The following is a 24943-nucleotide window of genomic DNA, read 5'->3' on the forward strand; positions in this document are numbered from 1 at the left end:
CAGTAAGCTATTTTCTTAAAAAATGGGGGCTTTTTTGAAACCCCCATTTATTCTTTATCATACAAGCAACTACAGACTAAAAAGAGCAGAATTATTTACCATAAACAAGCTCCATTTCGTCGAGCAGGTAACCCGCACCAGCATATACATCTACCACCCACAAGATGTAACGCACATCGACCATGATGTTGCGGCATCTACTGATGTCGTAATTGATATCACTCATGGTTCCTTCCCACAAGCGGTCGAAGTTTAAGCCAATTAAATATCCATCGGCATTAAGGGCTGGGCTGCCAGAGTTTCCTCCGGTGGTGTGATTGCTGGCGATAAAGCATACCGGCAATCTGCCGCTGGCATCAGCATAACGGCCAAAATTCCGAGCTTCGTACAGCTCAAGATAGCGCTTGGGTAGGTCAAATTCGTAATCGCCCGGCTTGTATTTCTGCTTTACGCCCTCTGCGTAGGTTTGGTGGTGATACCATATGCCATCGCGCGGCATCATTCCTTCGACCTGTCCGTAGCTCACTCGCAGTGTTCCATTGGCATCTGGATAAAAGCGACGCTCCGGAAAGGCCTCCATCAGAGCCTTCATGTAGTCAGCTTGTAAGTCTCTGGCAATGAGACTGAGGCTGTCGTAGGGTTTATTGATATCGCTTAAAAAGTAGCTGTACATATCTGCTGAGAGGCGATACAAGGGGTCTTTTTCGAGCTTTTTTAATGCAGCAGTCCATTGGCGATCGGTATATTCCGGTGCTTCAGTCAATAAAGTGTGTAAGTAAGAGCGATCGTACACGGCGCGACGAACTTTTGAACGATCGCGATTCAATGCTTTCTTGTAGCGCATTAAAGCAGGTGCAGGGGCAATCTTAAGGTCAGCATTTACGTACATGTGCATCAGGTGTTCGAATGCCTCACCGTCGGCATCTCTGTCAAAATCTTTCACAAATTCTTGAATGGAGGCAAGTAATTTCTCCCGATTTTCAAGTAAGTGTTTAAAACGAGTAGAATCTGGCAATTGATAAATGCTGATGAAGTTTCGAGCGAAGTTCATTAATTCTACCCCCTGAATAGCTGTTTCGATGTAGTAGTCACGAGCCAGTTGATAGGGCACCAGATCGTCATAAGCTTTTTTTAGGGCAGTTAACGTACCGGTGTACGTACTGCTGAGTTTCGGACTTTGTGCAATTTTCAATTCAAATTCAGCTTCAAATCGCTGTTTGCGCTCCACACCTTTGGTTTCGCGCACGCCTTCGGTTTCGCCAATCCACTTTTTCCAGGCGTTAGCTATGCGAGCATATTTAGCAGCGTATTTAATACGTACCTCATCACTGGTGCGCATGCGACGATCAAGCAGCGCAAGCAGCGTGTCGCGAATCTGAATTTTTACTGGATTGTACACATTTACAATATTGTGCACCTCATTCGACGGCAAATACTGATTGGTACGACCCGGAAAACCAAACACCATTGTAAAGTCGCCGGGCTTTACACCACTCATATAGATTTTTAAAAAATTGCGCGGTACGAAAGGTTTGTTGTTGTCTGATATTTCGGCTGGCTTGTTATCAGGCCCAGCATACACTCGAAAAATGGCAAAGTCGCCTGTATGGCGCGGCCACACCCAGTTATCGGTATCGGCTCCATACTTGCCAATGGCAGAGGGAGGTGTACCTACCAGTCGAACATCTTTATACGTCTCAGTGGCAAAAAGAATGTATTGATTGCCTTGATAGAAGGGGCGCACGATGTAGTCATAGCCTTCTTGCACCTTTTTACGGCGAATCAGTACCTGAATGTTTTCTTGCAATTTTTTCTGCCGTTCAGCGCCTTTGAGCTCATGTGTGCCTTTTAGTACATCGTTGGTTACATCTTCCATGTAGCGCACAAACATGGCTGTGAGACCAGGATTTTTGAGCTCCTCAGCTTGCGACATAGCCCAAAAACCGTTTTTCAGCAGATCGCGTTCTACCGTACTATGGTATTGAATCTGTCCATATCCACAGTGATGATTTGTCAGCAAAAGTCCTCTTGGTGAGATGATCTCTCCAGTACATCCCCCTCCAAATTGCACGACAGCATCCTTGAGTGAAGCCTGATTTACACTGTAAATATCCTGAGCACTTATTCGCATGCCAAGGGTCTTCATCTCACCCTCGTTGAGCTGTGCGAGCAGCATCGGTAGCCACATGCCTTCTATAGCCCAGGCAACAGAAGCATGCAAGAAAAACCATGCAAAAAGCGAAATGCGTATCAAACGTTTTAATAGCATAACTATGAGATTTTAAAAAGCAAGTATAAGGCAAGGCAATTTATTTTTAGCCGACTGATTGCGATCAAAAAATCTTCAACGCCAATAGCCCTTTATGTCCAATTTGTATGCTGTAGTAGATGTAGAGACGACAGGCTCCCGCCCGGGTTTAGCTGAAATTACTGAAATAGGTATTGTACTAACCGATGGAACGAAGATATTAGAAACTTGGAGCTCACTGGTAAAACCTTCGGTACCTATACCTTCAAACATCATAGCCCTCACAGGCATTACCAACGAAATGGTACAATCAGCCAGACCCTTTGAACAGCTGGCTGATGAAGTTTATTCCTTGTTAAAAAACAAGATTTTTATAGCGCATCATGTACATTTTGATTACGGATTCATCAAAGCTGCATTTGCAGCCAGTGGAATACATTGGGAGGCTGAAAAAATTTGTACCTCAAGGCTTTACAGGAAGCTTTATCAATCCGATAAATCCTCACTTGCCTGGATTTGCACTCAACTTGGCATTGTAAACACACGTCCTCACCGAGCCCTACCCGATGCTTTAGCTACCGCTGAAGCCTTTGTGAAAATGCTCCATCACTATCGAAATATCTCTGGAAAGCAATTCACAACGGGTGTATTGCGCTATACATCGCCTAATACCCTTACAGATCAACTACCCAACTCGACAGGAGTATATTATTTAAAAAATGAAACGGGTAAAATACTCTACGTCGGAAAGGCTTTAAATATCAAAAATCGAGTCTATCAACACCTGCGCGATCCTGAAAAAAGTCGCTTTATCGCTCAAGTGTCATTTCTCGAAACTCATAGTCATTGGTTAGCTCTTTTAGTTGAAGATTCTGAAATACAGCGCTTATGGCCACCTTTTAACAGCGCTCAGCGAAGACCTCTGAAAAATTGGGGAATCATCTATTACTACGATGGTTTTGGAAACATCCGATTGGGAATAACCCTAGAGGAAAAAAGACACTCTTCACTCGCCTATTTCCAAAACTACAGACAAGCTCAAGAATTCTTACTTACACTTGTAGCAGACTATAACCTCAATCCGGCTATGTGTGGTGCATCGGCTGCTTCGGCAAAATATTATGACCCACAGCACAATCAAGTCGCTGAAAAAGTGATTCGCGATCTCCTGGCTGTAAAGGAGGTTTACTCTCACTTTACAGGATGGGTTGAGCTAAAAGACCATTCATGGAGCGGCAAAGTCTTTTTGTGTTTTTTGGAAGGTATTCTAATCGGTTATTCGATAACGGCTAAAGGCAAACCCGAAGTCTCAAACCTTAAGCGCCTTCGTATAGGTATTCATACACCTTACCTCTTGAGAGCGCTATTTTCGCAAGCATCACCATCTGATTTTACCTATGATCCAACACTTCAACAAGCCTTTGACCATCAGGAATATCCGTTACTTCGGTTTTGTTAAGCTATTTGTATTTGCCCTATTCTTTCACGCATGCACATCTCGCCAAAATGCTGATCTTCTATTGACCAATGTACAATTAATCGGCGCTGAAGGGGCACTCGAGGGAGATTGTATCGCAATAAGTGGCGACACAATATCTGCAATAGGTCATTACCAAGAGATAAAAAAACACTGGAAAGCAGCCCAAGTCATCGACTGCAAAGGGGCAACCGTTTTGCCAGGCCTTATCGACGCGCATGCACATTTTTATGGATTAGCGCTTAACATGACCTCAGCCGACTTGCGTGGAGCATCTTCGCCGGAAGAGATAGTAGAGAGGCTAAAAAAATTTTATGCTGAAAATCCCGGTCAATGGCTTACCGGTCGCGGTTGGGATCAAAATCTGTGGCCTGATGGGCAAATGCCTTTACCAGAATACTTGGACACTGCTTTTCCTAATATACCTGTTTATCTCACCCGTATCGATGGACATGCACTGTGGATCAACCAAGCAGCTGCACGATTGCACGGCATTACGGGTAATGAACAAGTAACAGGCGGAAAACTCGAAAAACGCGATGGACGCTTCACCGGGGTGCTGGTAGATGAAGCCATGAAACTCGCCCCTGTGCCTAAACCAGCTATGGACCAACTCCTCCCATATCTTCAGAAAGCTGAGCAACAGCTCTTCGAAGCAGGAGTTACTTCTCTTACAGATGCAGGCCTGCCTTGGGATGTAATTGATGGGTTTCGACAGTTCTATAGACGAGGTCTTCTGCGCATCGGATTGCACGCTTTAGCCGCCGATGATGACAAAACCTTTGAAAATCTTCTAACACATGGCCCTATCACCGAGGGGGAATTCAGCGTAACGGGTATGAAGTTCTACAGCGATGGGGCGTTAGGATCTTACGGAGCGTGTCTTTTGAAGCCCTACACCGACAGGCCTGATCAATACGGACTATTGCTGCGCGACCCTGAATATTTTGTAACGCGGTTCGACAAGCTTCGCTCATATGGCCTACAAGTAGCTACTCATGCGATTGGTGACAGTGCCAATCGACTCATTTTAAAAATCTACGACCAGCTACTGAAAGGATACGAAGACCAAGACCTCCGCTGGCGAGTAGAGCATTGCCAGGTAGTTCATCCTGAGGACTTAATATATTTCAGAAACCCCAACATTATTCCGTCTATACAACCTACGCACGCCACCAGCGATATGATGTGGGCCCCACGCCGATTGGGCGAGCGACTCAAAACAGCCTATGCCTACCGCAGTCTTTTAGAAGCATCAGGCATGGTAGCTCTCGGAACTGATTTTCCCGTTGAAAACATTTCACCCATTTACACTTTTTATTCAGCTACCTATCGAAAAAATCCACAGCGCGAGCCTGCAGAAGGTTTTTTAATCAATCAGGCAATGAGTCGCCAGCAGGCCATAAAAGGTATGACCCACTGGGCAGCCTACAGCATGTTTCAAGAACACAAAAAAGGGGATTTAAAAATCGGTTTAAAAGCTGATTTAACTGTGCTTAATAAAAATTGGCTAACCTGTAATCCCGATGAAATTCTTAACTCTAAAGTGATTATGACCATTAAAAATGGAAAAATTGTACATGTAACCGAATAAAAAGAGTATTATAAAAAAAGCATTAACAATTCTGTAACATTAATCACGAAAAAAATTGATTTTTTACGAAAAAATTGCCAATATTTAACAATAAAAGACATGCACTCAGAAAAAAGAAGAAGTTTTCTAAAGAAGTTGGGTTTATTGGGTTTAGGTGTTGGAAGTGGATGGATGAATGGATTAATGGCTTCTGATTTCATAAAGGAAGATTTTGAACCAGAAAGTTTGTCAGAAGATGGCAACCGCAGCTCACGCACTATCCTAAATATTTTACAAACAACTGACGTACACTGCCAAGTATTTCCTCACGATGAGCTTTTCTGGGAGAACAATCAAGCCGTATTTCGCCAATGTGGTGGATACGCACAGCTAGCCACTTTTTTCAAAGAAGAGCGCAAGCGCTACAAAAACACTTTTATAATCGATACAGGCGATATGTTTCAGGGCAGTGAGCTCTCGGTAAAAACCACCGGAAAAGCCCTTGTTCCTATATTGAACGCCTTAGGGTATGACCTCTATTTGCCCGGCAACTGGGAGGTAGTGTACTACAAAGCGGCCATGCAAGACCTCATGGGTTCGCTCAACGCCCCTAAGGTTTGTGCCAACATGTATCACGATCTCGGAAATGGCAAGCGAGGGGAACTCATATTTCAACCCTATTACATTTGGCATGTAGCTGGAGTAAAAATCGGTTTTTTAGGGTATACAGATCCGCTGGTGCCAAAGCGCCAATCGCCTAATTACAGCAAAGGCATTATCTACACAGATCCTGAAGAAAATCTGGAACACTACGTAAAAGTGCTGCGCGAGCAGGAAAAATGCGCTTATGTGATCATCGTAGCTCATTTAGGGCTTTCGCAACAAATACACCTCTCCAATCAGCCTGCTTGTGAAGGGGTGGACATCATTCTCGGCGGTGATACACATGAACGTGTGCGAAAACCAATTGTAGGCAAATATTCGAAAGTAGTAGAACCGGGAGCCTTCGGCTCATTTGTGGGCAGACTTCAGCTGGTAATCGAAAATGGAAGAGTAGTAGATGAAATTTATAAGCTCGAAGAAGTATCACCTAAAAAATTAAAGGCTGATCCAATAGTTCAGAAAATCGTAGAAGAGAGCGAAAAACCCTTTATCGACGACCTCAGAACGGTAATTGGCTACAGTACTATTCCGCTGTACAGATATTTTGTGATCGAAAATACCATAGACACCCTCATCATCGATGCTCTGCGCTGGAAAATGCCAAACATCGACATTGTTCTATCGAATGGTTTCCGATTCTGTCCACCACGTGTACAGCGCGATACAACGGGGAATATTCCCATAACAAGTGCCTACCTCTACGACATGTTGCCCGTCGACAGCACTGTGAGAATGGGCTATGTAACTGGAAAACAAATCCAACAGTGGATTGAGCGCGAATTGCACAACGTTTTTGCTGAAAAAGCTAAAGAGCGCTTCGGCGGATGGGTGGTGAAATTTGATGGCATGAAAGTCAAGTTCAAGGCATACGCACCCTTTGGCAGCAGAGTACAAGAACTTACAGTTGGGGGCCAACCCATTGACCCGGATAAAACCTATTCAATAGCAGCCTGTGAACGCGACGGTGACCCCGCTGATGTGCTCTGCCGGTTTACTGGTGTGAAAGACGCTAGAAATATGGATTTCTCACTTCATCGGATGATCAAAGAATACCTCAAAGCAAATTCACCTGTAACCCCAACTCCTAAGGGCAATGCAGTGGCAATCGATGCTCCATCCAACTTACTTACACAAGTGTACGGTGTAGATTACCAATTTATTTAGAATTTCAAAATACACAGCTCTCGTGGTAAAAATGGTTGGTAAATTCCTGTTTCTAGTCTTATCGGTTTCATATGCTTTTGCAGGAACAGTTGATACTACCCAATCGAGTCTGCAAAATTTCTTTAAAAGAGGAAAAATGAGTGGCCATATGCGCAACTACTTTATGGCCACCAACAATTATGGGCCGTTAACCGACTATTATTCACTTGCTGTAGGCGCCGGAATAGGCTATCAAATGCCTGAATTCAAGGGCTTTTCTACCGGATTTAGTGGATTTTTCTTATTTAATGTTTGGTCAAACGATCTTGGATCCATTGATACACTCGGCAAAGGACGAAGCCGCTACGAGCTGGGTAATTTTGATTTTCAAGATCCAGGTAACCGCAACAATCTCGAACGACTTGAAAGCCTATTCCTCAAATACCGCTATAGGAAAACTTCTCTCACCATAGGCCGCCAAAACCTTTTAACTCCATTTATTAACCCACAAGACGGAAGAATGCGTCCGTCGCTTCAGGATGCCTTCTGGCTCGATGTGCAAGAGCTCAAATGGCTGGAATTCAGGGCAGGTTACATTTATGGAATGAGCCCGAGGTCTACAGTTAATTGGTTTACTGTTGGAAAAAGCATAGGTGTGTATCCGGTAGGAAAAGGTGTAGATGGCAATCCGTCGGGCTACAGAAACTCGGTAGAAAGCAAATACGTGTTTCTTGGGAATCTCCAAATAAAACCCTTCAACAGCCTAAAAATAAACTACTGGTTCTACCATGTTGACAATGTTTTTAATCTACACTTTGTCCAAACTGATCTCAATTATCCGTTCTCATCAGACAGAGCAAGCGTCATAGCAGGTTTACAGTACGGTATACAGTCAAGCAGCGGGAACGGCGGAAACTCCAATCAAGCCAAAGCATATCTACTGCCTGGCCATTCTTCAGGTTTTATCAGTTCCCGCCTGGGCATGCGTTGGCTCAACAAAACCTTCTCACTCAACTACACCCACATCTTTGACCGGGATAGATTTCTGTTTCCTAGGGAATGGGGGATTGAACCTTTTTACACCTTTATGGCTCGTGAGCGAAATGAGGGCTCTGCCAATACCCATGCCTTCACCTTTCGCTCAGAATATCAGCTAAACAACACACTTAGAACAGGTGCAGCCTTCGGCTATTTTTTGATGCCCGATGTTTTAAACTTTCGCCAAAACAAAAATGGTATGCCCTCGTTCAATCAGCTCAATTTGTTTTTAAATTACAGTTTCAAAGGATATTTAAATGGATTGAATTTACAGGCGCTCTATGTATATAAAGGCCTCGCAGGCGAAACCTATAATGATTTACAGTACGTATTTAATCGGGTGATGATGTCTAATTACAACCTAATCGTAAACTATTCTCTTTAACATCACGTCAAAAGAATTCTATAAGTGGCCTATACTACTTGAAGAATTTCCTGATTTTTACATTGAGTTTTTGATTAAATTCCGTAAAACAAAACTTTTAACCGGCATTGAGTCTTATCTTAGTAGCAAGTATTGCAGCTGATGTTAAGATTTTTTGCCGGTTTGATTCTTTACAGCTTTGTACTACATGGCACTCACAACAGGGCCGGCGAAATCACATATCGTCATATTTCTGGTCTTACGTATGAAATTACCATAACTACATATACAAAAGAATCAAGTGTAGCAGCCGATAGGTGCAGCCTTACGGTTTGGTGGGGCGATAATACTACTTCAGTACTCAACCGGCTCAATGGGCCGACGAATCTTAATTGCGGCCCGGGTATAGGCATGGGTGTAAGCCTCGCCAATGCCAACGACGTGAAGTTAAACATCTATCGCGGTACCCATACCTATCCCTCGGCAGGCATTTACACCATAAGCATGGAAGATCCAAACCGCAACGGTGGTGTGAGCAACATCCCGGGAAGCATCTCCGTGCCCTTTTATATTCAAAGCGTTTTAATCATCAATCCCATACTTGGTCCCAACAATTCAGTAACGTTGCTCAATCCACCCATCGATGATGCTTGTCTTAATCAGCCCTATATCCACAATCCGGGAGCCTTCGATCAGGATGGTGACTCCTTGGCCTTCACATTGGTAAATTGCCGTGGAGCAGGAGGAGTAGAATTTCAAACCACTTATGCGCCCAACCTTGTACAAGACCCTGTATCCATCGATCCTGTAACGGGTGACTTTCAATGGAACATCCCAAAAAATCAAGGTCAATACAATTTTGCTATTTTAATTTCTGAGTTTCGCAAGACTGCTTCCGGTCAGTGGGCTCTCATTGGCCAAGTGACACGCGACTTGCAGATTACCGTAGGCCCTTGCAACAACAAGCCACCGGTAATCCCACCGGTTGGTCCATTTTGCGTAATAGCAGGCCAAACGCTGCAATTTTCGGTAGCAGCCTTCGATCCCGACTTCCGAAATGTAACCCTCACAGCCACCGGCGGTCCTTTTGTACTGCCACCACCAGCAACCATGTTGGGAGCCTCTACTGACTCAGCATCGGTCACGCGCATCTTTCGATGGACTACTTCCTGCAACCATGTACGACCTCAGCCCTACCAAGTATTTTTCAGAGCTGAAGATCAGCCATCTAATCCATTTGAAAATCCTCTGTCAGCCTATATGACAACGGATATTGTAGTGATCGGTCCTCCTCCTCAAAATTTACAAGCCGTCGGTACAGCTGGTCGCATCGAGCTATCATGGAATCTATACAGCTGTTCAGACATGGTAAAACGCTATAAAATTTACCGTCGTGAAGGCCCCTCGGGTTTTACCCCTGACTCATGTCAAACAGGCTTGCCGCCTTCTACGGGTTTTGCCCTCATCGGATTTTCCGATGGCAGCCAGGCTACAAGCTATATGGATTCGCTCGTTCCAAAAATGGGTGTTAAGTATTGTTATAGAATTGTAGCTGAATTCGAAAATGGAGCCGAAAGTATAGCCTCAAACGAAGCTTGCAGCGAAGTGGTGCGTACCGCGCCGGTTCTTACAAACGTAGATGTAGAAAACACCTCTCAAACGCAAGGCATCATCCACATCCGTTGGACACCCCCAAAAGAAATCGATACTTCTAATTTTCCACCGCCCTACTCGTATCGCCTATACCGCACCATAGGCATTGATGGATCCGACTTTCAGCCAGTTAAAGACTTTTCTTCTTTTATTGATACTGTTTTTACCGACTCTCTTCTTAATACAGAGGGTTTGTTATATCGCTATACGGTTGATTTTCTGTCAGGTCAAAATCAAAAAGTAGTTGGAAGAGCTTATCCGGCAACTCAACCTTTTTTAGAACTAACGCCATCGAACAGGGCTTTACGTTTGAGCTATCAATACGACGGACCATGGCAAAACGATAGTTTTGTAGTATATCGCCGTGAAGCGGGCAGCATCACCTTTGACTCCATTGGCCTGAGCACTGAGCCCTCGTACCTGGATACTGGTCTTACAAATGGAAGTAGTTACTGTTACTATATAAAAACCATAGGTGCATTTACCGGTGCAGGAATGCCTGCACCAATACTCAATCGTTCACAGATCGCCTGCGGAGTGCCAATGGACACTGCGCTGCCCTGTCCACCTAGAGTAAAGGTTGATTACAGGTGTGAAGAAAAGTATCTGGAATTTCAATTTACTTTCAACGATACCGGTTCTTGTCCTACAGATGTGAATTTTTTGTACTACAACATGTACTTTAAAAACCGGAAATCAGACGAATATCCCACTACCCCCTCAGTATCGAATATAACACAACCTACCTACCAACTTCAAAACATGAATTTGTCTGGTTGCTATGCCTTTACGGTGGTTACAGTTAATCCACAAGATCCTGCACAGCCCACAAAAGAGAGTCGAAAATCACCAGATATATGCCTATCGCCCTGTCCTGAGATTCAAATGCCCAACGTATTCACTCCTAACAGCGATGGGCAAAACGACCTTCTGTTACCTATTAAATGGTCAGATGTGCTCAGTGGAACAATAACCATATTTAATCGCTGGGGACAAATCGTTTATCTGTCTGAGGCTAATGTGTTTGCTGAAAAAGGCTGGGATGGCATCGATCAGAGTAGTGGCCGACCCTGTCCAGAAGGCACATATTTTTACACCATTGCTGTACAAATAAATACGGAGGATGGACCACAACCTGTAGATTTTAAAGGAAACATTACCCTTTTTAGATAAAAAAATTGTTGAATGTGCATGTTAAAGATGGTTTACAAACCTAATTTCTCTCACCTATTTAAACAAAATCAATAATAAAGTCTTAGTCATTTACACTTTTTAAAATTTCGAAGTATTAAGAATCCTCTCTGAATGCTCTGAAGGTTAATTTTAAGTTTAAAATCTTCTCCCAAACAGCGTTTCATTAAAAACAGAACAAGTTCAAATTATTTTAAAAGGCAGAAATCATCTGCATTAGAATTAAATTTAGACGAGAAAAGATTCAATCTTGTAAAGGAAAAAGCATCGTTTATGTAAAATATAATTGTCATATTGACAAATTTGTTTTACTTTTGAACAAAAAAAGAGGTGCCATGAATTCCTCATTTCTTCTTCCACATCGATTCAAGCAAATCGGATGGATTTTATTGAGCATAGGTATACTAGCCGGATTATACTGGCTATTGATCGACTCTGAACCAACGTGGTCGAATTCAAAAGTCTTTGTCATTTACGAAGATCAACCTATAGGAAAGGACCTTTGGTTTACATTTCAAGAAAACACTATTCTCGACGAGGTGGCCTCAGTACTCCTGATCGTAGGTGGATGGCTGGTAGCATTTAGTCGTGAGACGGTAGAAGATGAATTTATTGCTAGAATACGGCTTGACTGTTTGGCTTGGGCTATTCACATCAACTACCTAGTTCTACTTATCACAATCGCTTTTATATACGGCATGAAGTTTTTTTATGTAATGGTGTTCAATATGTTTACACCACTACTCTTTTTCATCATTCGATTCAGGTGGTTGATTTGGAAACATTCCAATAAAATTGAGGCATGAAAAATCGCCTACGTGTAGAAAGGGCGGAAATCAAACTTTCGCAAGCCGAACTGGCACAAAAGGTAGGAGTGAGTCGCCAAACCATAAATGCCATTGAGCGGGGTGATTACAATCCATCAGTAGCCCTTGCCCTTAAAATTGCCCAAGTATTTGGAAAGCACGTCGAACAAATATTTCAACTCGAAGATTCCGACTGGCAGAGGTAAGACCAGTAACTACCTTTGCGATCAGAATGAACATAAAAAAAGGAACTCAACTCACTCTCAAAATCCAATCAGCCGGGGCACAGGGTATGGGAGTGGCACGTACTGCAGAAGGGCAAGTAGTTTTTGTGCCCTTTGGCATTCCAGGTGATTTGGTAGAAGTAACTGTTGTAAAGTCGAAAAAAAAATTTCTCGAAGCTCAAATTGATAAAATTTTAAAGCCATCACCAGCTCGCATACCTCCAAAATGTTCACATTTCGGAACTTGCGGAGGCTGCAAATGGCAGCACATGGACTACGAAGCCCAACTTGCTCATAAAAAAGCCGAAGTAACCAGCAATCTGAAACACCTCGGAGGTCTTCAGTTGCCAGAACCTGATCAGATATTGGGATGCAGCGAAATATTCGGCTACCGAAATAAGGTCGAATTTTCTTTCAGTTCTATGCGCTGGCTCTCAGAGGCGGAGGTTGCATCCACTTATGCACTCGATCGTCGAGCTCTCGGCTTTCACATCCCAGGTCGTTGGGACAAAGTGCTCCACATCGATTACTGCCATTTGCACGATGCATATTCCAACGAAATTAGGAATTTCATCTTTAAATATGCCGTTGAACACAATTTGACTTTTTGGAATCCTCGCGAGCAGCGCGGCCTACTTCGCACTTTAATGCTGCGAATCAGCACCACAGGCCAATACTTGGTTTTGATACAATTTGGAGAAGACAATCAGCGAGATATCCATTCACTGCTTAGTCGATTGTTAGAGGCATTTCCTAAAATTTTCACTTTAATATATGCTGTCAATATTAAAGGAAATGACGCTATTTACGACCTCGACCTACACACCTTCAGCGGGCCTGGCTACATCGAAGAGAAATTGAAAGCCTACAATGAAGGTGATCCCGACCTCATCTTCCGAGTAAGTCCTAAGAGCTTTTACCAAACAAATTCACTGCAAGCCGAACGACTCTATCGCCGTGTGTTAGACTATCTGCAGCCTGTAGGTAACGAAAACATCTACGACCTCTATACAGGAACCGGTACAATAGCCCTCTACATGGCTCGTTATGTAAAAAGCGTTACAGGAATTGAACTTGTACCTGATGCCATAACCGATGCTCACATAAATGCTGAACTAAACGGTATCAGAAATGTAGATTTTATAGTGGGCGATATGAAGACCGCTTTTTCAGAAGATTTTATCTCTCACTATGGACACCCAGACGTAGTAGTGGTCGATCCGCCTCGAGATGGGATGCATCCTGCAGTGGCATCACAGTTAGTTCGCCTTAAGCCACAACGCATCATCTACGTAAGCTGTAACAGTGCTACTCAGGCAAGAGACATTGCTCTAATGAAAGACCATTACACCATAGAGCGTTACGGCCCTGTCGATATGTTTCCACACACCCATCATATCGAAAATGTGGCTTTACTCAAAGCCACTCACTCAATTTGAAAGGCTAACTCAATTTAAACTCCACTGCCTTTTAAAAAGCGTTTTTACTCATTTACAAAATTCTTTCCAGGTTAAACAAATTTTAAGAACTTTTGTTACATTTGCGTTAACAAACCATAGCCAAACTATGAAAGCCGAAATCATACAAGCCATTTCTCTTTTTCATGAAATGGAATTGGCTCCTAATCCAAAGGAAATTTACAATCACATCGACACAGATGTCGATTTTACCAGTTTTACATCAATGCTTTTTCAAATGGCAGAAGAAGGTGAACTCCTGTATGAAAATAACAGATATGCATTACCGGGTAAGCTCAATTTAATTGATGTAAGCTGGAACAGAGAATTAGAAATCCAATATTTCATCAATCAATTTCGAGCAGTAAGCCAATTTTTAAGACTTTTTCCTTTTATCAAAAGTGTTAGTATAAGTAAGACTAGTTTTTACAACAATTCAAATGAAGTTTTTCTGAATTTAATCGTAGAGAAAGATACTGTTTATACCACTTATTACCTTGTAAAAAAACTGCTGAAATTTTTTGACAAATATTCCATTTTTGACACTAAAATTCTCTTTGTACTAACTCCAGATGCAAGTTTTGAAAAGGAAGACTCAGAAGCCTTTTTGATTCAAGAAGTTTACGAAATTTCTGGTGATTACACATTCAAAAACATTGTGAATAATCACTTTGAAGATTTAAATAAAAAAAATAATTCGACCCTTTTTGGTAAAATCATAGCATTTCTATTTGAAAAATACTTTAAAATAAAATTTGAACGAGTGAGTATCAAACGAAAAGGTATTATTACCTTTACTGACATTAATCGATTTTTAGAGAAAATTTCGTTTACCAAGAATTTAAATCAGCTCATTTACCGGACTTAAAGTCGCTATTGTCATCACGGTATTATTGTCACCTACTTTGATCATACGATCAATAAGATTTAAAATCAACAAGATAGGTGTTAATCCTAATATGCCAAACGAGCTGATAAGTTTAATTGCTACTCGATGATCTTTTACAAAAGGAATATAAAACACCAAAAATATTTCGTGCGAAATACTATAAATTTTAATTGCGTATTTTTTACAACTATCAATAGTATAACCAGCTGACTTAAGTAATTGTAATAAATCAAATTCCGAGTAAAGTCTCTTAATATTTACTTCCTTTTCATAATGCTCATAGCTTTCGATAAAATTATGAAGTAAATTTAAATATCTTTTGTAACGCACAGGTTGATAAAGAAGTAATTTGCCGTTTGGCTTCAAAAGATTTTTAATTTTTAACAATATTTCCATATCATTTTCTACATATTGAAGCACTCCAACCATATATACAAATTCAAAAGAATCGGCAGAAAGTGCACGAAAATCACTATCGTTTAAAAGGTGAACATTCTTTAATCTAAAAAGGGCACAAAATCTATCAACAAAAAGGCGGTTCTCCTCTCGAACATCGTATCCGTAGAAAGTATTTTTTCTGTAGCGCAATGCAAAAAGAATCAAGTGAAGGCCCTCTCCAAATCCAATTTCTAAAATCTTTTTAGAACGTTGGTTTTTAATATGTCTGCTAAATTCGAAAATGAAAATCAGGTATCTTGGGTAGTAAAGTAGAACAAATAAATAGTAAAACACTATGAGCCACGGATGCTCAAGCAAAGCCTTCGGATAGTAATGAGACCTAAAGACAAATTTTTTATTCACTGATTTTCAGAATTATAACAAATTAACAATTTAATTATCCCCGGCCATTTAACGTAAAATTTAACCCGTAGCGTCAGTCGAAGTATGTACATTTGCAATCAAAAATACACTGTATGGGTAAGGTAGTAGCCATAGCCAATCAAAAGGGTGGAGTAGGTAAAACCACAACTGCTGTGAATTTATCAGCAAGCCTTGGCGTATTGGAACAAAGAGTGCTGCTCATCGATGCTGATCCTCAGGCGAATGCCACCTCCGGTTTAGGTGTCGACCCGCAGTCAGTAACGTTGGGCACCTATCAATTGATTGAGCATCAAGTAAATCCCAAAGATGTTATTATAAAAACCAATACACCTAACGTATGGCTTATACCTTCCCAAATCGACCTTGTGGCTGCTGAAATCGAGCTCGTAGATAAGGAAAGACGTGAATACATGCTTCGGGCTGCCTTATCCGAAATTCGAGATGACTTTGATTATATCATAATCGATTGTGCCCCTTCTTTAGGTTTAATCACAATTAATGCGCTCACTGCTGCCGACAGCGTGATCGTGCCCATACAGTGTGAATATTTCGCTCTTGAAGGTTTGGGTAAGTTGCTTAATACGATACGTAGCGTACAATCGATTCACAACCCTGATCTCGATATCGAAGGCTTATTGCTCACCATGTACGACTCGCGCTTGCGACTGAGCAATCAAGTAGTGGAAGAAGTAAAAACCCATTTCCAAAACATGGTCTTTGACACCATCATTTCGCGGAATGTAAAACTCTCAGAAGCACCATCATTCGGCGAAAGCATTGTAGTGTACGACGCTACCAGCCAAGGTGCAGCAAATTACCTGAACTTAGCACGCGAATTTTTGAAAAATAACACGGCATCAACCGAAAACTCTACTGCCAAATAGCGTATTTTTGATTTTTTAACGGTTTTGACTTCTTTAAAATGGCGGACACTAAAAAACAAGTGCTCGGCAGAGGTTTATCAGCTCTGCTAAAAGATCCAGCTACCGATATTAAATCTGCATCAGATAAAAATGCTGAACAGCTGGTAGGATCAGTGGCTGAGATCGACATCGATGCTATTCATCCAAATCCTTATCAGCCAAGATCAAATTTCTCTCAAGAAGCTCTCGACGAATTGGCACAATCAATCGCCCAATTGGGTGTAATTCAACCAATAACTGTAAGAAAAACAGGATTTAATCAATACGAAATCATAAGTGGTGAGCGCCGATGGAGAGCTGCACAAATGGCAGGTTTAAAAACTATACCAGCTTATGTGCGCTTAGCTGATGACCAAAACATGCTCGAGCTCGCACTGGTTGAAAACATCCAGCGCGAAGACCTCGACCCCATCGAAATAGCCATCAGTTATCGCCGACTCATCGAAGAAATTAACCTTACTCAGGAAAAGCTCAGTGAGCGCGTGGGTAAAAAACGCTCAACCGTGACAAACTACCTTCGCTTGCTCAAGCTGCCCGACCTGATACAGGTGGGCCTGCGCGACCGCCTTATCAGCATGGGACATGCCCGCGCACTCATAAACATCGAAGACGAGGAAGCTCAAATTGAGATTTATAAAAAAATCGTGGCTAAGGAGCTCTCTGTAAGACAAGTAGAAGAACTTGTAAAACGCTATAAGCAAAAAGGAGAGCTCGAACCAGAGCGAAGTCAAGGTAAAAAATCCATTGATGAAGAATTAGACGCCATCAGAGAAGTGCTCTCGCGCGCTCTGCGCACAAAGGTAGAAATCAGCAAAAAGCCCGATGGCAAAGGACGAATCATCATCAACTTTGAAGACGCAAACGACCTGGAAAGAATACTCGCCATCGTACAACAGTAAAGCCTTGCGAGCGCTGTGTATTCTTCTTCTTCTAATGGGTTTTCTTTCAAACGCCCAAGGTCAGTTAGACTCGTTAGAAAAAGAAAAGCCATCACAAGAAAAACGCCTCATATCCAGGATTTTTAAAAACCCTGAGCGACACTCGGTACAGCGTGCCGTAGTGTATAGTGCACTGGTTCCGGGGCTTGGTCAGGCGTACAACAAGAAATACTGGAAGATACCACTCGTATATGCTGCACTGGGCGCTACGGGATATTTTGTCTTAGAAAACGACCATCAATATCGCTACTACTACGGCGGATTAGAGCGTTTGGTACTCGACAGTGTCGATATTTTCGAAGGTAGATATTCTCCCGAAAATCTCATTTTCATCGCCAATACGTACAGGCGCTGGCGCGACCTATCGGCACTGCTGTTCATAGCTGCATATGGCCTCAATATCCTTGACGCTTACGTAGATGCACATTTTTATTATTACGACATCTCTGATAAACTCAGTCTTCGCATAAAACCGAGCTTGCAGCAAGTACACACAGCTTTTATTCCAGGAGTGCAGATTACTTTTATTTTTGACTCCGGAATTTCAAAAAAATCACAAAATCTGTCACAGTTTTGAAAATCATACTCATCGGATACGGAAAGATGGGAAAGATGATCGAATCGCTTTCCCTTGATACTCAAGATGAAATCATAGCGCGCATTACTAAGACTGAAGACATAGCAGCATATTCGAAACAGGCAGATGTAGCCATAGAATTTACGAGACCAGAGGCAGCCGTTGACAATATTCACGAATGCTTCAAGGCAGGCATACCAGTAGTATGCGGCACCACTGGATGGTTTCAGCATTTGCCAAAAGTGATTGAACTGGCTGAACAGCACGGAGGCGCATTGCTGTATTCGTCGAACTTTAGTATCGGCGTGCAACTTTTTTTTAAGATAACAAACAAAGTTTCAGAAGTTTTATCCACTTTTTCGCAATACAAGCCGAGTATTCGCGAGATCCACCATACGCAGAAATTAGATGCCCCCAGCGGCACCGCCATCACCCTTTCCCAACAAATGCTGCCACATTATCCCCAATTGAGAGGCTATTCGCTCAATGAATCAGAAGAAAATACCCTTAGAATAGATGCCATACGCGAAGGAGACGTTACAGGAATACATGAAGTAAAGTTTACCTCTGATGTAGATGAAATAACCTTAAGGCACGAAGCGTTTTCACGTGTGGGTTTCGCTCAGGGGGCTTTAGCTGCTGCACGTTGGCTTGTAGGGCGAAAGGGAGTTTTCACGATGGATGACATGCTTAACATAAATTTTTAACCGCATATACACATGCACCAAAGCAATTTTTTTACTTTTTTCATCATACTTGAAGTTTTTACATTTCTCTACACATTTCGCTTTTATGAGGCAGCGGGCCGAAAGGCATGGGAAGCAGCAATACCTGTGTATAAAACCTACGTGCTGCTGAAAATCATTAAAAGACCTACATGGCAGATATTTCTCTTCTTTATCCCGGTGGTGAGCAACCTAATGACCCTTGTGGCTTTGTACGAACTTCTTCACGTATTTAATCACCGCAAGTGGAAAGACTTTTGGATCAGCACATTTACCCTTGGTGGATACTTGCTCTACTTGCAATTTTCAACTCAACTCCAGTACGTGGGCCGCGATAATGCCTACATCAAAAAACACGTAGGCGAAACGCTAAACTCCCTTGTATTCGCAGTGGTGGTGGCTTCAGTTCTGAGAGCTTTCACCTTCGAAGCTTATGTGATTCCCACACCATCCATGGAAAAAACATTGCTTGTAGGCGATTTTCTATTTGTAAGCAAAATGCACTACGGCAATCGACTTACCATCACACCACTCTCTATACCCTTGATGCACAGCAAAATACCTATGCTAAATGTCGATTGCTTTGTCGATTGGGTGCAGCTACCTTATATCCGATTGCCCAAATTTGAAGACATAAAGCGCTTTGACAACGTGGTTTTTAACTGGCCAATGGAGAGCGACCTGCCCATCGACAAGCGGATGAACTACATAAAGCGATGTGTCGGCTTACCCGGCGATACCCTTGAGATAAAAGACCGCGAGCTAATCATCAATGGTCAAAAGCCTACCTATCCTGACCGCACCCGACTGCAGTTCGAATACTACGTGCGCACCAATGGAGCACCCTTCAACAGACGCATGCTGCACGACAAACTCGATATTTACTACTCCAAGGACCTTGTACCGGGTGAAAATGACTTTTCGCAAGTAAGACAAATCAATCAAAACGAGTATCTGTTCTTTATTCCTGAGGATAAAGTTGACCAATTTAAATACCTGCCAAATGTAGAAGAGGTAATACCCGTAATAGCGCCAAGAGAGCCTGGATCATATGATGCTAGCGCGCCTATCGTCTTAAAGAACTACATAGACCGCTACCTCGTGCCAAACAGCGAGATGTTTCCAAACCGATTCCACTCCGACATCATTAAATACACCAATACTCGTGATAATTACGGGCCTGTGTATATTCCTAAAAAGGGAGTAACGGTACAAATCTCACCAGACAACATCGAGTGGTACGAACGCATTATCTCCGTCTATGAAGGCAACGATCTGCAAGTAACGGATAGCCTCGTTTATATCAATGGTAAACCAGCTGATGCATATACTTTTAAGCAAAATTACTATTGGATGATGGGCGACAACCGCCACAATTCGCTCGACTCGCGCTATTGGGGATTTGTACCCGAAGATCACATCGTCGGTAAGCCTGTATTTATCTGGATGAGTTATGACAAAACGGCCGAAAAGCTCACCGATCGAATACGCACAAAGCGCATATTTACGACAGTACATGGCGAAGGCAAACCGAAATCGTACTTCTGGCACTTTGTAGTGGTTGTTGCCATGCTTAATTTGCTTTGGAAATACGTGATAAAAAAGATTAGAGATAAGAAGCGCAATCTACCTGCATAAACGAGTAAAAAAAAATTCGTCCGCGAAAGTAATTTCTCATTTTAAAGCTTGGGCTTGGAATAATAACATCTGGAATGCCATCGAATACAAAAGGTTTTCCTCCCTTTTTGTTTCCCTCAACTTCTTGGTTTAGCAAATGGTTAAAATGCCCGGATAAATGCATTGTGACAGACTGGCCCTGGCAAAAGCAATCCGCCTTTAACCGCTTTTACATCGATGGACCAAACGGTCAGCAAATACTCACTGTACCCGTAAAACACCCTGAAAAGGATGCGTTGGCAAGCCAAATTCAAATATCCTATCACACCGATTGGCCATCACTTCACCTAAAAACCCTGCATTCTACCTACAACAACAGTCCTTTTTACGAATTTTTGCAAAATAATCTTGAAGATTTATACAAAAATCGTCCGGTTTACTTAATTGAATTTATAATCCAATCTATTGATTTGTGTCTGTATTGGTTAAAAGAAAAAAAAACTGAAAGATGTGATCAAAAGACTTGCAAATTACTTCAACTAACTGATATTGAGCTAAAAAAGGGATTTTTTAACGATGAAAAGACAAGGGAATATACACAAGTTTTTTCTTACAAAAACGGCTTTATGCCCAACGTCTCGTGTCTGGATTTAATTTTTAACGAAGGACCTTTGGCTAAGGCTCATCTTATTGACTTTTAAATAATTGATATTTTTGCAAAAAAAGAAATAATGTCCTTGAAATTGTTTTCAGTAAAAACGAAAACTTTACTCCTACTATACATCCTTTCAAATCAATCGTTTGCACAGAATACCCAGTGTGCATTTACCGAAGTGCTTCAGATAGAAGCACAGTCGGGCATGCGTATACGCGAAAAGCCAGATGCAACAGCTAAAGCCATCGGAGGGGTGCCGTACAAGTTTAAAATCGAAGCTTGCGCTGAAACTTTTGGAAAAGCCACTTTCGAAGGAATTGAGGGTAATTGGAGATTAGTACGCTATAAGAATACTATTGGATACATGTGGGATGGTTTATCGGTGTTGGTATCCTCCTATAAACCTCAGGTAACACAACAAAAATTCACTGTAGAAAGCCAACCTCAAACTGCTCAAGACGACTATCGCATCACTGAGGCCTCGGCATCATCTACCGCGGTATCACAAGCACCAACAATAGTCTCTTCTCAGCAAACAAGTACTAAGCCTAATACCTCTCCTTTTACTGAAGTAAAGCTGATCACCGAAAGCTATCCGTACTGCAGAGACATTACGGCCATCGATCGCACTTTGTATTACTACGCAGTGATGGTGGAAGATGAGTATTACGTCATAAAACCTATAGATCTAACTATTGAGCTTCGAAAAAATAGCCCAAAAAACAAGCTACACTTTGACATAAAACCTTCTGAGGGCGATGGTTCTTTGTTTATAATTGGATTACCCACTCCCTTCAAAAACTGGAAAAAAATTCGAAACAACGATTATGTATTAACGCAGTACAACAGAAAATTGACACCTGGTGTACGCCTAGAGCTCTATGCCAGCGAGCCTGGTAATTCGTTGGGGAACATTAAGATAATGGCTGCTGGAACGGTGAAGTCATACAATCATGATTGTCCCGTGGTTGAAAATTACAAACTTTTAGTAGAGTTGATGTTAAATGAAAAAGAAGTCTTTGATGTTTCGAAGCAAATCTCACATCCAGGTGCATGTGGCGTACCAGATCTATTTTGGTTTGGGGATTTAAATCAAGATGGCTACACAGATTTTATTTTGGTAGGTGAATATCCGAAATACACAGCTTTTACTTTGTTTTTTTCGCAACCGGATAATCCGCAGCGCTTTAAAAAAGTGAGCGAGTGGGTGGTGGAAGATTGTGATTGATTATGTTCTATAATCCCCCACTACTCTTTCTAAAACTCTTATATTTAAGAAGTTAGGATCTTGTTATACAATTAAGACAAATATGTGCAGATCTTTGATTTAATCTCTTTAAATCTGCGTACCAAAACCATAGGTGATTGATAAGGTAAGCTGATAACTCGTTTAAGCAGTGTAAGTTACTATTGTATTCTTGGAAAATACAAAAGGGAGCAAAAAATCTATTGAACAATCTCCCAAGTGTGGTCGGCTAAGAGTTTTACGCTGTATACGTATGAGCCGGGAGTTTTGGAGCGTCCCCATTCGTTTGGGCCTATCATGCTAAGCATGTGTGAACCGTCTGGCCGCTGGTAGAGATGATAAATATGATTAATTTCGGGACGGAAGCGGATCTCACAACTGTAAATGATGTGTGCTAGCTTCTTGCGTTGCTGTATGGCATCGGCCTGGCGCATGAGAAGTTCGACTTGTTCTTTGATTTGAGCGAGCTGCAAGTCGGTTTGATGCTCCATGGCTGCTACTGCTCTCCCTATGGTCTTGCCTAGGTCGAGGGGCTTGATGACTGCACTACCTACGTGGTGAGCGTACGGCAGTGTGGAGGGTTTTTCGGCAACCTTATCAGCGTCGATGGGATTTTTAAATTCTTCAGCCATGCTCTTTGTAACAGTTGTGAGGTTGAATTGTTGGCTTCAGGTATTAATGCTTCTGAGCTGGGCCGCAAGTTCAAAGAGTTGGAAGTCGTTGTATTTGGGTGCCATGAGCTGGATGCCGATCGGCAAACCGCTGGAATGGCGACCTGCGGGTATGCTAATGGCGGGTATGCCCGTAATGTTTGCCAATACGGTGAAAACGTCTTCAAGGTAAAGTTTGGTGGGGTCGTCAAATTTCTTTTCTATGGGAAAAGCTGTACCAGGCGTGGTGGGGGTGAGGAGGAAATCGCACAACTGAAATAGTTCATTAGTGGTATCGGTAATGAGTCGTCGAGCACGCTGTGCACGGCCATAGTAAGCATCGTAGAAGCCGGAGGAGAGCACAAAGGTACCAAGCATGATTCTGCGCTTCACCTCAGTGCCGAAGCCTTCGGTACGAGTGAGCGTGTACACCTCGTCCATAGTTTTGGCATTGGGACTGCGATAACCGAAGTGCACTCCATCGTAACGGGCAAGGTTGCTCGAAGCTTCAGCGGTAGCAATGATGTAATATATTGGTGTGAGATAATCGAGATAAGGCATATGTACCTCTACCACCGAATGTCCTTGGCTGCGAAGCAGTTCGAGTGTATCGAGGGTCTTTTGGCGAATTACAGGGTCAAGGCCAGGGTGATTGAGCGTTTCTGCCAAATAGCCGATGGTGAATTTTTGTTCGGATTGCAAGGCTTTGCTAAAGGCTTCTACTGGACGCGAAGAAGATGTAGAATCCATGGGATCTTTGCCGGCCATCACTTCCATAAGGAGGGCCATGTCTTCTAAATTGGTGGTCATAGGACCAACCTGATCAAAAGAACTGGCAAAAGCGATCAATCCATACCGCGAAAGACGTCCGTAGGTGGGCTTAAGGCCGTATATGCCACAGAAGGCAGCCGGTTGGCGCACACTACCACCAGTGTCGCTACCGAGAGCTGCATGACAAAGACCAGCAGCTACCGCTGCGGCTGAGCCTCCAGACGACCCCCCGGGCACCATAGCTGGGTTGTGCGGATTTTTGACCGGTCCGTAGTAAGATGTCGTGTTGGATGAGCCCATGGCAAACTCATCCATGTTGAGCCGACCAATGATGATGGCGTCTTCTTTGACCAGACGCTCAACAACGGTAGCTGTATAAAGGCTCTCAAAGCCATCTAAAATTTTTGAGCCAGCCGATACATGATGGTCCTTTAAACAAAGGTTATCTTTAATGCCTATTATCATGCCCGCAAGCTTGCCTGCAGTGCCGTAGCGCAGTTTTTGGTCGATCACTGTGGCACGCTCACGAGCTTCGCCGTAGAAGATTTCAACAAAAGCATTGTGTGTATCTTTTTCAATGTGTTCGATGTAGTGATTTACTGCCTCGAGGCAGGAGAATTCGCCTTTTTTCAGGGCAGACTGCCATTCATGCAGATTGGTGTATTCCATCATGCCACTTAATACTAGTTTGGGCTGAATAAGGTCTTATTTCGTATCGTCCTTTTTTTCGGGATCTTTCATAGCGTCTTTAAATTCTCTAACGCCTGATCCGAGGCCGCGCATGAGTTCAGGAATTTTTTTACCTCCAAAGAGCAACAGAACGATTACCACAATCAACACAATCTGCCAAGGCCCTACCATGCCAAGGAATATAGACAGAAAACTCATTTTTGGTTGAATATTCGATTTGTGTGCAAAGGTATGAAGGAATGCCTTGTATGGAGAGTTAACTTAATACAATACCTAATATTTAAAAACTGATTGAGCAATCCAGGGAGTGAACCAAGAGAAGTAGCAATGAAGAGTTAAGAGTTTGTAATAATCGAACAGACATTTTTAAAGCTACTACCAGCTTACACATATTTACAATTATTAAAAGTAGCAAGACAACTTTTTATATAAAGAATAGGAAAAATTTAAACATTTTTTTGAAAATCAGCAAAAAATGAAGGTGTCCAAAAAGTAAAGGACGCCTTCTTTTTTATTTTGATAAAACCCTTAATTGAAGTAAATTAGAGCCATCATAGACATTTTAAGTGAGGCGAGTAGTCTTTAAACAGCAACCCGGCAAAT

The 24943-nt window shown here is 42.4% G+C and carries 21 protein-coding genes; 16 read left to right on the forward strand and 5 right to left on the reverse strand.

What is annotated here, in order from left to right; genetic code table 11:
* Nucleotides 1–91: 91 nt before the first annotated feature.
* The gene (locus EIP89_RS08155) at nucleotides 92–2269 is read right to left on the reverse strand and encodes a S46 family peptidase (protein ID WP_245966127.1); all 2178 of its coding nucleotides are present in this window, start codon (nucleotides 2267–2269) and stop codon (nucleotides 92–94) included.
* 94 nt (nucleotides 2270–2363) lie between these two features.
* Here EIP89_RS08155 and EIP89_RS08160 point away from each other — a divergent pair, with 94 nt between their 5' ends.
* The 9 genes from EIP89_RS08160 to EIP89_RS08200 all read left to right on the forward strand — a co-directional run bounded on the left by EIP89_RS08160 (nucleotide 2364) and on the right by EIP89_RS08200 (nucleotide 14705).
* Entirely contained in the window at nucleotides 2364–3707 is a 1344-nt protein-coding gene (locus tag EIP89_RS08160) for an exonuclease domain-containing protein (protein ID WP_124398182.1), read from the forward strand.
* A complete protein-coding gene (locus EIP89_RS08165) occupies nucleotides 3646–5319 on the forward strand; it encodes an amidohydrolase (protein ID WP_124398183.1) in 1674 nt (557 codons plus the stop codon). The genes EIP89_RS08160 and EIP89_RS08165 overlap by 62 nt, the downstream gene beginning before the upstream one ends.
* Nucleotides 5320–5418: 99 nt before the next feature.
* Entirely contained in the window at nucleotides 5419–7125 is a 1707-nt protein-coding gene (locus tag EIP89_RS08170; RefSeq protein ID WP_124398184.1) for a bifunctional metallophosphatase/5'-nucleotidase, read from the forward strand.
* 31 nt (nucleotides 7126–7156) lie between these two features.
* A complete protein-coding gene (locus EIP89_RS08175) occupies nucleotides 7157–8527 on the forward strand; it encodes an OprD family outer membrane porin (protein ID WP_124398185.1) in 1371 nt (456 codons plus the stop codon).
* 141 nt (nucleotides 8528–8668) lie between these two features.
* The gene (locus EIP89_RS08180) at nucleotides 8669–11332 is read left to right on the forward strand and encodes a T9SS type B sorting domain-containing protein (RefSeq protein ID WP_124398186.1); all 2664 of its coding nucleotides are present in this window, start codon (nucleotides 8669–8671) and stop codon (nucleotides 11330–11332) included.
* A gap of 353 nt (nucleotides 11333–11685) precedes the next feature.
* On the forward strand, nucleotides 11686–12156 hold the full coding sequence (locus tag EIP89_RS08185) for a hypothetical protein (RefSeq protein WP_124398187.1): 471 nt from the start codon (nucleotides 11686–11688) through the stop codon (nucleotides 12154–12156).
* Nucleotides 12153–12362, forward strand: a complete 210-nt coding sequence (locus EIP89_RS08190) for a helix-turn-helix transcriptional regulator (RefSeq protein ID WP_124398188.1) — start codon at nucleotides 12153–12155, stop codon at nucleotides 12360–12362. The genes EIP89_RS08185 and EIP89_RS08190 overlap by 4 nt, the downstream gene beginning before the upstream one ends.
* A gap of 26 nt (nucleotides 12363–12388) precedes the next feature.
* Nucleotides 12389–13819, forward strand: coding sequence for a 23S rRNA (uracil(1939)-C(5))-methyltransferase RlmD (gene rlmD / locus EIP89_RS08195; protein WP_124398189.1), 1431 nt, complete (start codon nucleotides 12389–12391; stop codon nucleotides 13817–13819).
* Nucleotides 13785–14705, forward strand: a complete 921-nt coding sequence (locus EIP89_RS08200; protein WP_124398190.1) for a hypothetical protein — start codon at nucleotides 13785–13787, stop codon at nucleotides 14703–14705. The genes rlmD and EIP89_RS08200 overlap by 35 nt, the downstream gene beginning before the upstream one ends.
* On the opposite strand, the gene EIP89_RS08205 is transcribed toward EIP89_RS08200, so the two are convergent.
* Nucleotides 14679–15527 (reverse strand): class I SAM-dependent methyltransferase, encoded by an 849-nt coding sequence (locus EIP89_RS08205; RefSeq protein WP_124398191.1) that lies wholly within the window; start codon nucleotides 15525–15527, stop codon nucleotides 14679–14681. The two genes, EIP89_RS08200 and EIP89_RS08205, sit on opposite strands and share 27 nt — an antisense overlap.
* 113 nt (nucleotides 15528–15640) lie before the next feature.
* Here EIP89_RS08205 and EIP89_RS08210 point away from each other — a divergent pair, with 113 nt between their 5' ends.
* The 7 genes from EIP89_RS08210 to EIP89_RS08240 all read left to right on the forward strand — a co-directional run bounded on the left by EIP89_RS08210 (nucleotide 15641) and on the right by EIP89_RS08240 (nucleotide 22211).
* Nucleotides 15641–16432 (forward strand): ParA family protein, encoded by a 792-nt coding sequence (locus EIP89_RS08210; RefSeq protein ID WP_124398192.1) that lies wholly within the window; start codon nucleotides 15641–15643, stop codon nucleotides 16430–16432.
* Nucleotides 16433–16470: 38 nt separating this feature from the next.
* Nucleotides 16471–17370: a ParB/RepB/Spo0J family partition protein gene (locus tag EIP89_RS08215; RefSeq protein ID WP_124398193.1), complete on the forward strand. Its 900-nt coding sequence runs from the start codon at nucleotides 16471–16473 to the stop codon at nucleotides 17368–17370.
* Nucleotides 17294–17986 (forward strand): DUF5683 domain-containing protein, encoded by a 693-nt coding sequence (locus EIP89_RS08220; RefSeq protein ID WP_124398194.1) that lies wholly within the window; start codon nucleotides 17294–17296, stop codon nucleotides 17984–17986. The genes EIP89_RS08215 and EIP89_RS08220 overlap by 77 nt, the downstream gene beginning before the upstream one ends.
* Nucleotides 17983–18693 (forward strand): 4-hydroxy-tetrahydrodipicolinate reductase, encoded by a 711-nt coding sequence (dapB, locus tag EIP89_RS08225; protein WP_124398195.1) that lies wholly within the window; start codon nucleotides 17983–17985, stop codon nucleotides 18691–18693. The genes EIP89_RS08220 and dapB overlap by 4 nt, the downstream gene beginning before the upstream one ends.
* A gap of 12 nt (nucleotides 18694–18705) precedes the next feature.
* Nucleotides 18706–20349, forward strand: a complete 1644-nt coding sequence (gene lepB / locus EIP89_RS08230; protein WP_124398196.1) for a signal peptidase I — start codon at nucleotides 18706–18708, stop codon at nucleotides 20347–20349.
* Between the two features lie 74 nt (nucleotides 20350–20423).
* On the forward strand, nucleotides 20424–21029 hold the full coding sequence (locus EIP89_RS08235; RefSeq protein WP_124398197.1) for a WbqC family protein: 606 nt from the start codon (nucleotides 20424–20426) through the stop codon (nucleotides 21027–21029).
* Between the two features lie 30 nt (nucleotides 21030–21059).
* Complete coding sequence (locus EIP89_RS08240; protein ID WP_124398198.1) at nucleotides 21060–22211, forward strand: hypothetical protein; 1152 nt, start codon at nucleotides 21060–21062, stop codon at nucleotides 22209–22211.
* 218 nt (nucleotides 22212–22429) lie between these two features.
* On the opposite strand, the gene EIP89_RS08245 is transcribed toward EIP89_RS08240, so the two are convergent.
* The 3 genes from EIP89_RS08245 to tatA are packed head-to-tail and all read right to left on the reverse strand — an operon-like array spanning nucleotide 22430 to nucleotide 24538.
* Nucleotides 22430–22861: a DUF2452 domain-containing protein gene (locus EIP89_RS08245; RefSeq protein WP_124398199.1), complete on the reverse strand. Its 432-nt coding sequence runs from the start codon at nucleotides 22859–22861 to the stop codon at nucleotides 22430–22432.
* 36 nt (nucleotides 22862–22897) lie between these two features.
* Nucleotides 22898–24322, reverse strand: a complete 1425-nt coding sequence (gatA, locus tag EIP89_RS08250; protein WP_124398200.1) for an Asp-tRNA(Asn)/Glu-tRNA(Gln) amidotransferase subunit GatA — start codon at nucleotides 24320–24322, stop codon at nucleotides 22898–22900.
* 33 nt (nucleotides 24323–24355) lie between these two features.
* Nucleotides 24356–24538, reverse strand: coding sequence for a twin-arginine translocase TatA/TatE family subunit (gene tatA / locus EIP89_RS08255; RefSeq protein ID WP_124398201.1), 183 nt, complete (start codon nucleotides 24536–24538; stop codon nucleotides 24356–24358).
* Nucleotides 24539–24943: the final 405 nt, after the last annotated feature.

The organism is Thermaurantimonas aggregans (assembly GCF_003851885.1).
GTDB lineage: Bacteria > Bacteroidota > Bacteroidia > Flavobacteriales > Schleiferiaceae > Thermaurantimonas > Thermaurantimonas aggregans.

Bases quoted from the DNA above. Each gene is read 5' to 3' on its own strand.
- gatA (WP_124398200.1), bottom strand. From the start codon at position 24,322: ATGATGGAATACACCAATCTGCATGAATGGCAGTCTGCCCTGAAAAAA.
- EIP89_RS08165 (WP_124398183.1), top strand. From the start codon at position 3,646: ATGATCCAACACTTCAACAAGCCTTTGACCATCAGGAATATCCGTTAC.
- EIP89_RS08190 (WP_124398188.1), top strand. From the start codon at position 12,153: ATGAAAAATCGCCTACGTGTAGAAAGGGCGGAAATCAAACTTTCGCAA.
- rlmD (WP_124398189.1), top strand. From the start codon at position 12,389: ATGAACATAAAAAAAGGAACTCAACTCACTCTCAAAATCCAATCAGCC.
- EIP89_RS08235 (WP_124398197.1), top strand. From the start codon at position 20,424: ATGCCATCGAATACAAAAGGTTTTCCTCCCTTTTTGTTTCCCTCAACT.
- EIP89_RS08200 (WP_124398190.1), top strand. From the start codon at position 13,785: ATGTGGCTTTACTCAAAGCCACTCACTCAATTTGAAAGGCTAACTCAA.
- EIP89_RS08210 (WP_124398192.1), top strand. From the start codon at position 15,641: ATGGGTAAGGTAGTAGCCATAGCCAATCAAAAGGGTGGAGTAGGTAAA.
- EIP89_RS08245 (WP_124398199.1), bottom strand. From the start codon at position 22,861: ATGGCTGAAGAATTTAAAAATCCCATCGACGCTGATAAGGTTGCCGAA.
- EIP89_RS08215 (WP_124398193.1), top strand. From the start codon at position 16,471: ATGGCGGACACTAAAAAACAAGTGCTCGGCAGAGGTTTATCAGCTCTG.
- EIP89_RS08170 (WP_124398184.1), top strand. From the start codon at position 5,419: ATGCACTCAGAAAAAAGAAGAAGTTTTCTAAAGAAGTTGGGTTTATTG.
- EIP89_RS08185 (WP_124398187.1), top strand. From the start codon at position 11,686: ATGAATTCCTCATTTCTTCTTCCACATCGATTCAAGCAAATCGGATGG.
- EIP89_RS08160 (WP_124398182.1), top strand. From the start codon at position 2,364: ATGTCCAATTTGTATGCTGTAGTAGATGTAGAGACGACAGGCTCCCGC.
- EIP89_RS08220 (WP_124398194.1), top strand. From the start codon at position 17,294: ATGGCAAAGGACGAATCATCATCAACTTTGAAGACGCAAACGACCTGG.
- EIP89_RS08175 (WP_124398185.1), top strand. From the start codon at position 7,157: ATGGTTGGTAAATTCCTGTTTCTAGTCTTATCGGTTTCATATGCTTTT.
- tatA (WP_124398201.1), bottom strand. From the start codon at position 24,538: ATGAGTTTTCTGTCTATATTCCTTGGCATGGTAGGGCCTTGGCAGATT.
- lepB (WP_124398196.1), top strand. From the start codon at position 18,706: ATGCACCAAAGCAATTTTTTTACTTTTTTCATCATACTTGAAGTTTTT.
- EIP89_RS08180 (WP_124398186.1), top strand. From the start codon at position 8,669: ATGTTAAGATTTTTTGCCGGTTTGATTCTTTACAGCTTTGTACTACAT.
- EIP89_RS08155 (WP_245966127.1), bottom strand. From the start codon at position 2,269: ATGCTATTAAAACGTTTGATACGCATTTCGCTTTTTGCATGGTTTTTC.
- EIP89_RS08240 (WP_124398198.1), top strand. From the start codon at position 21,060: ATGTCCTTGAAATTGTTTTCAGTAAAAACGAAAACTTTACTCCTACTA.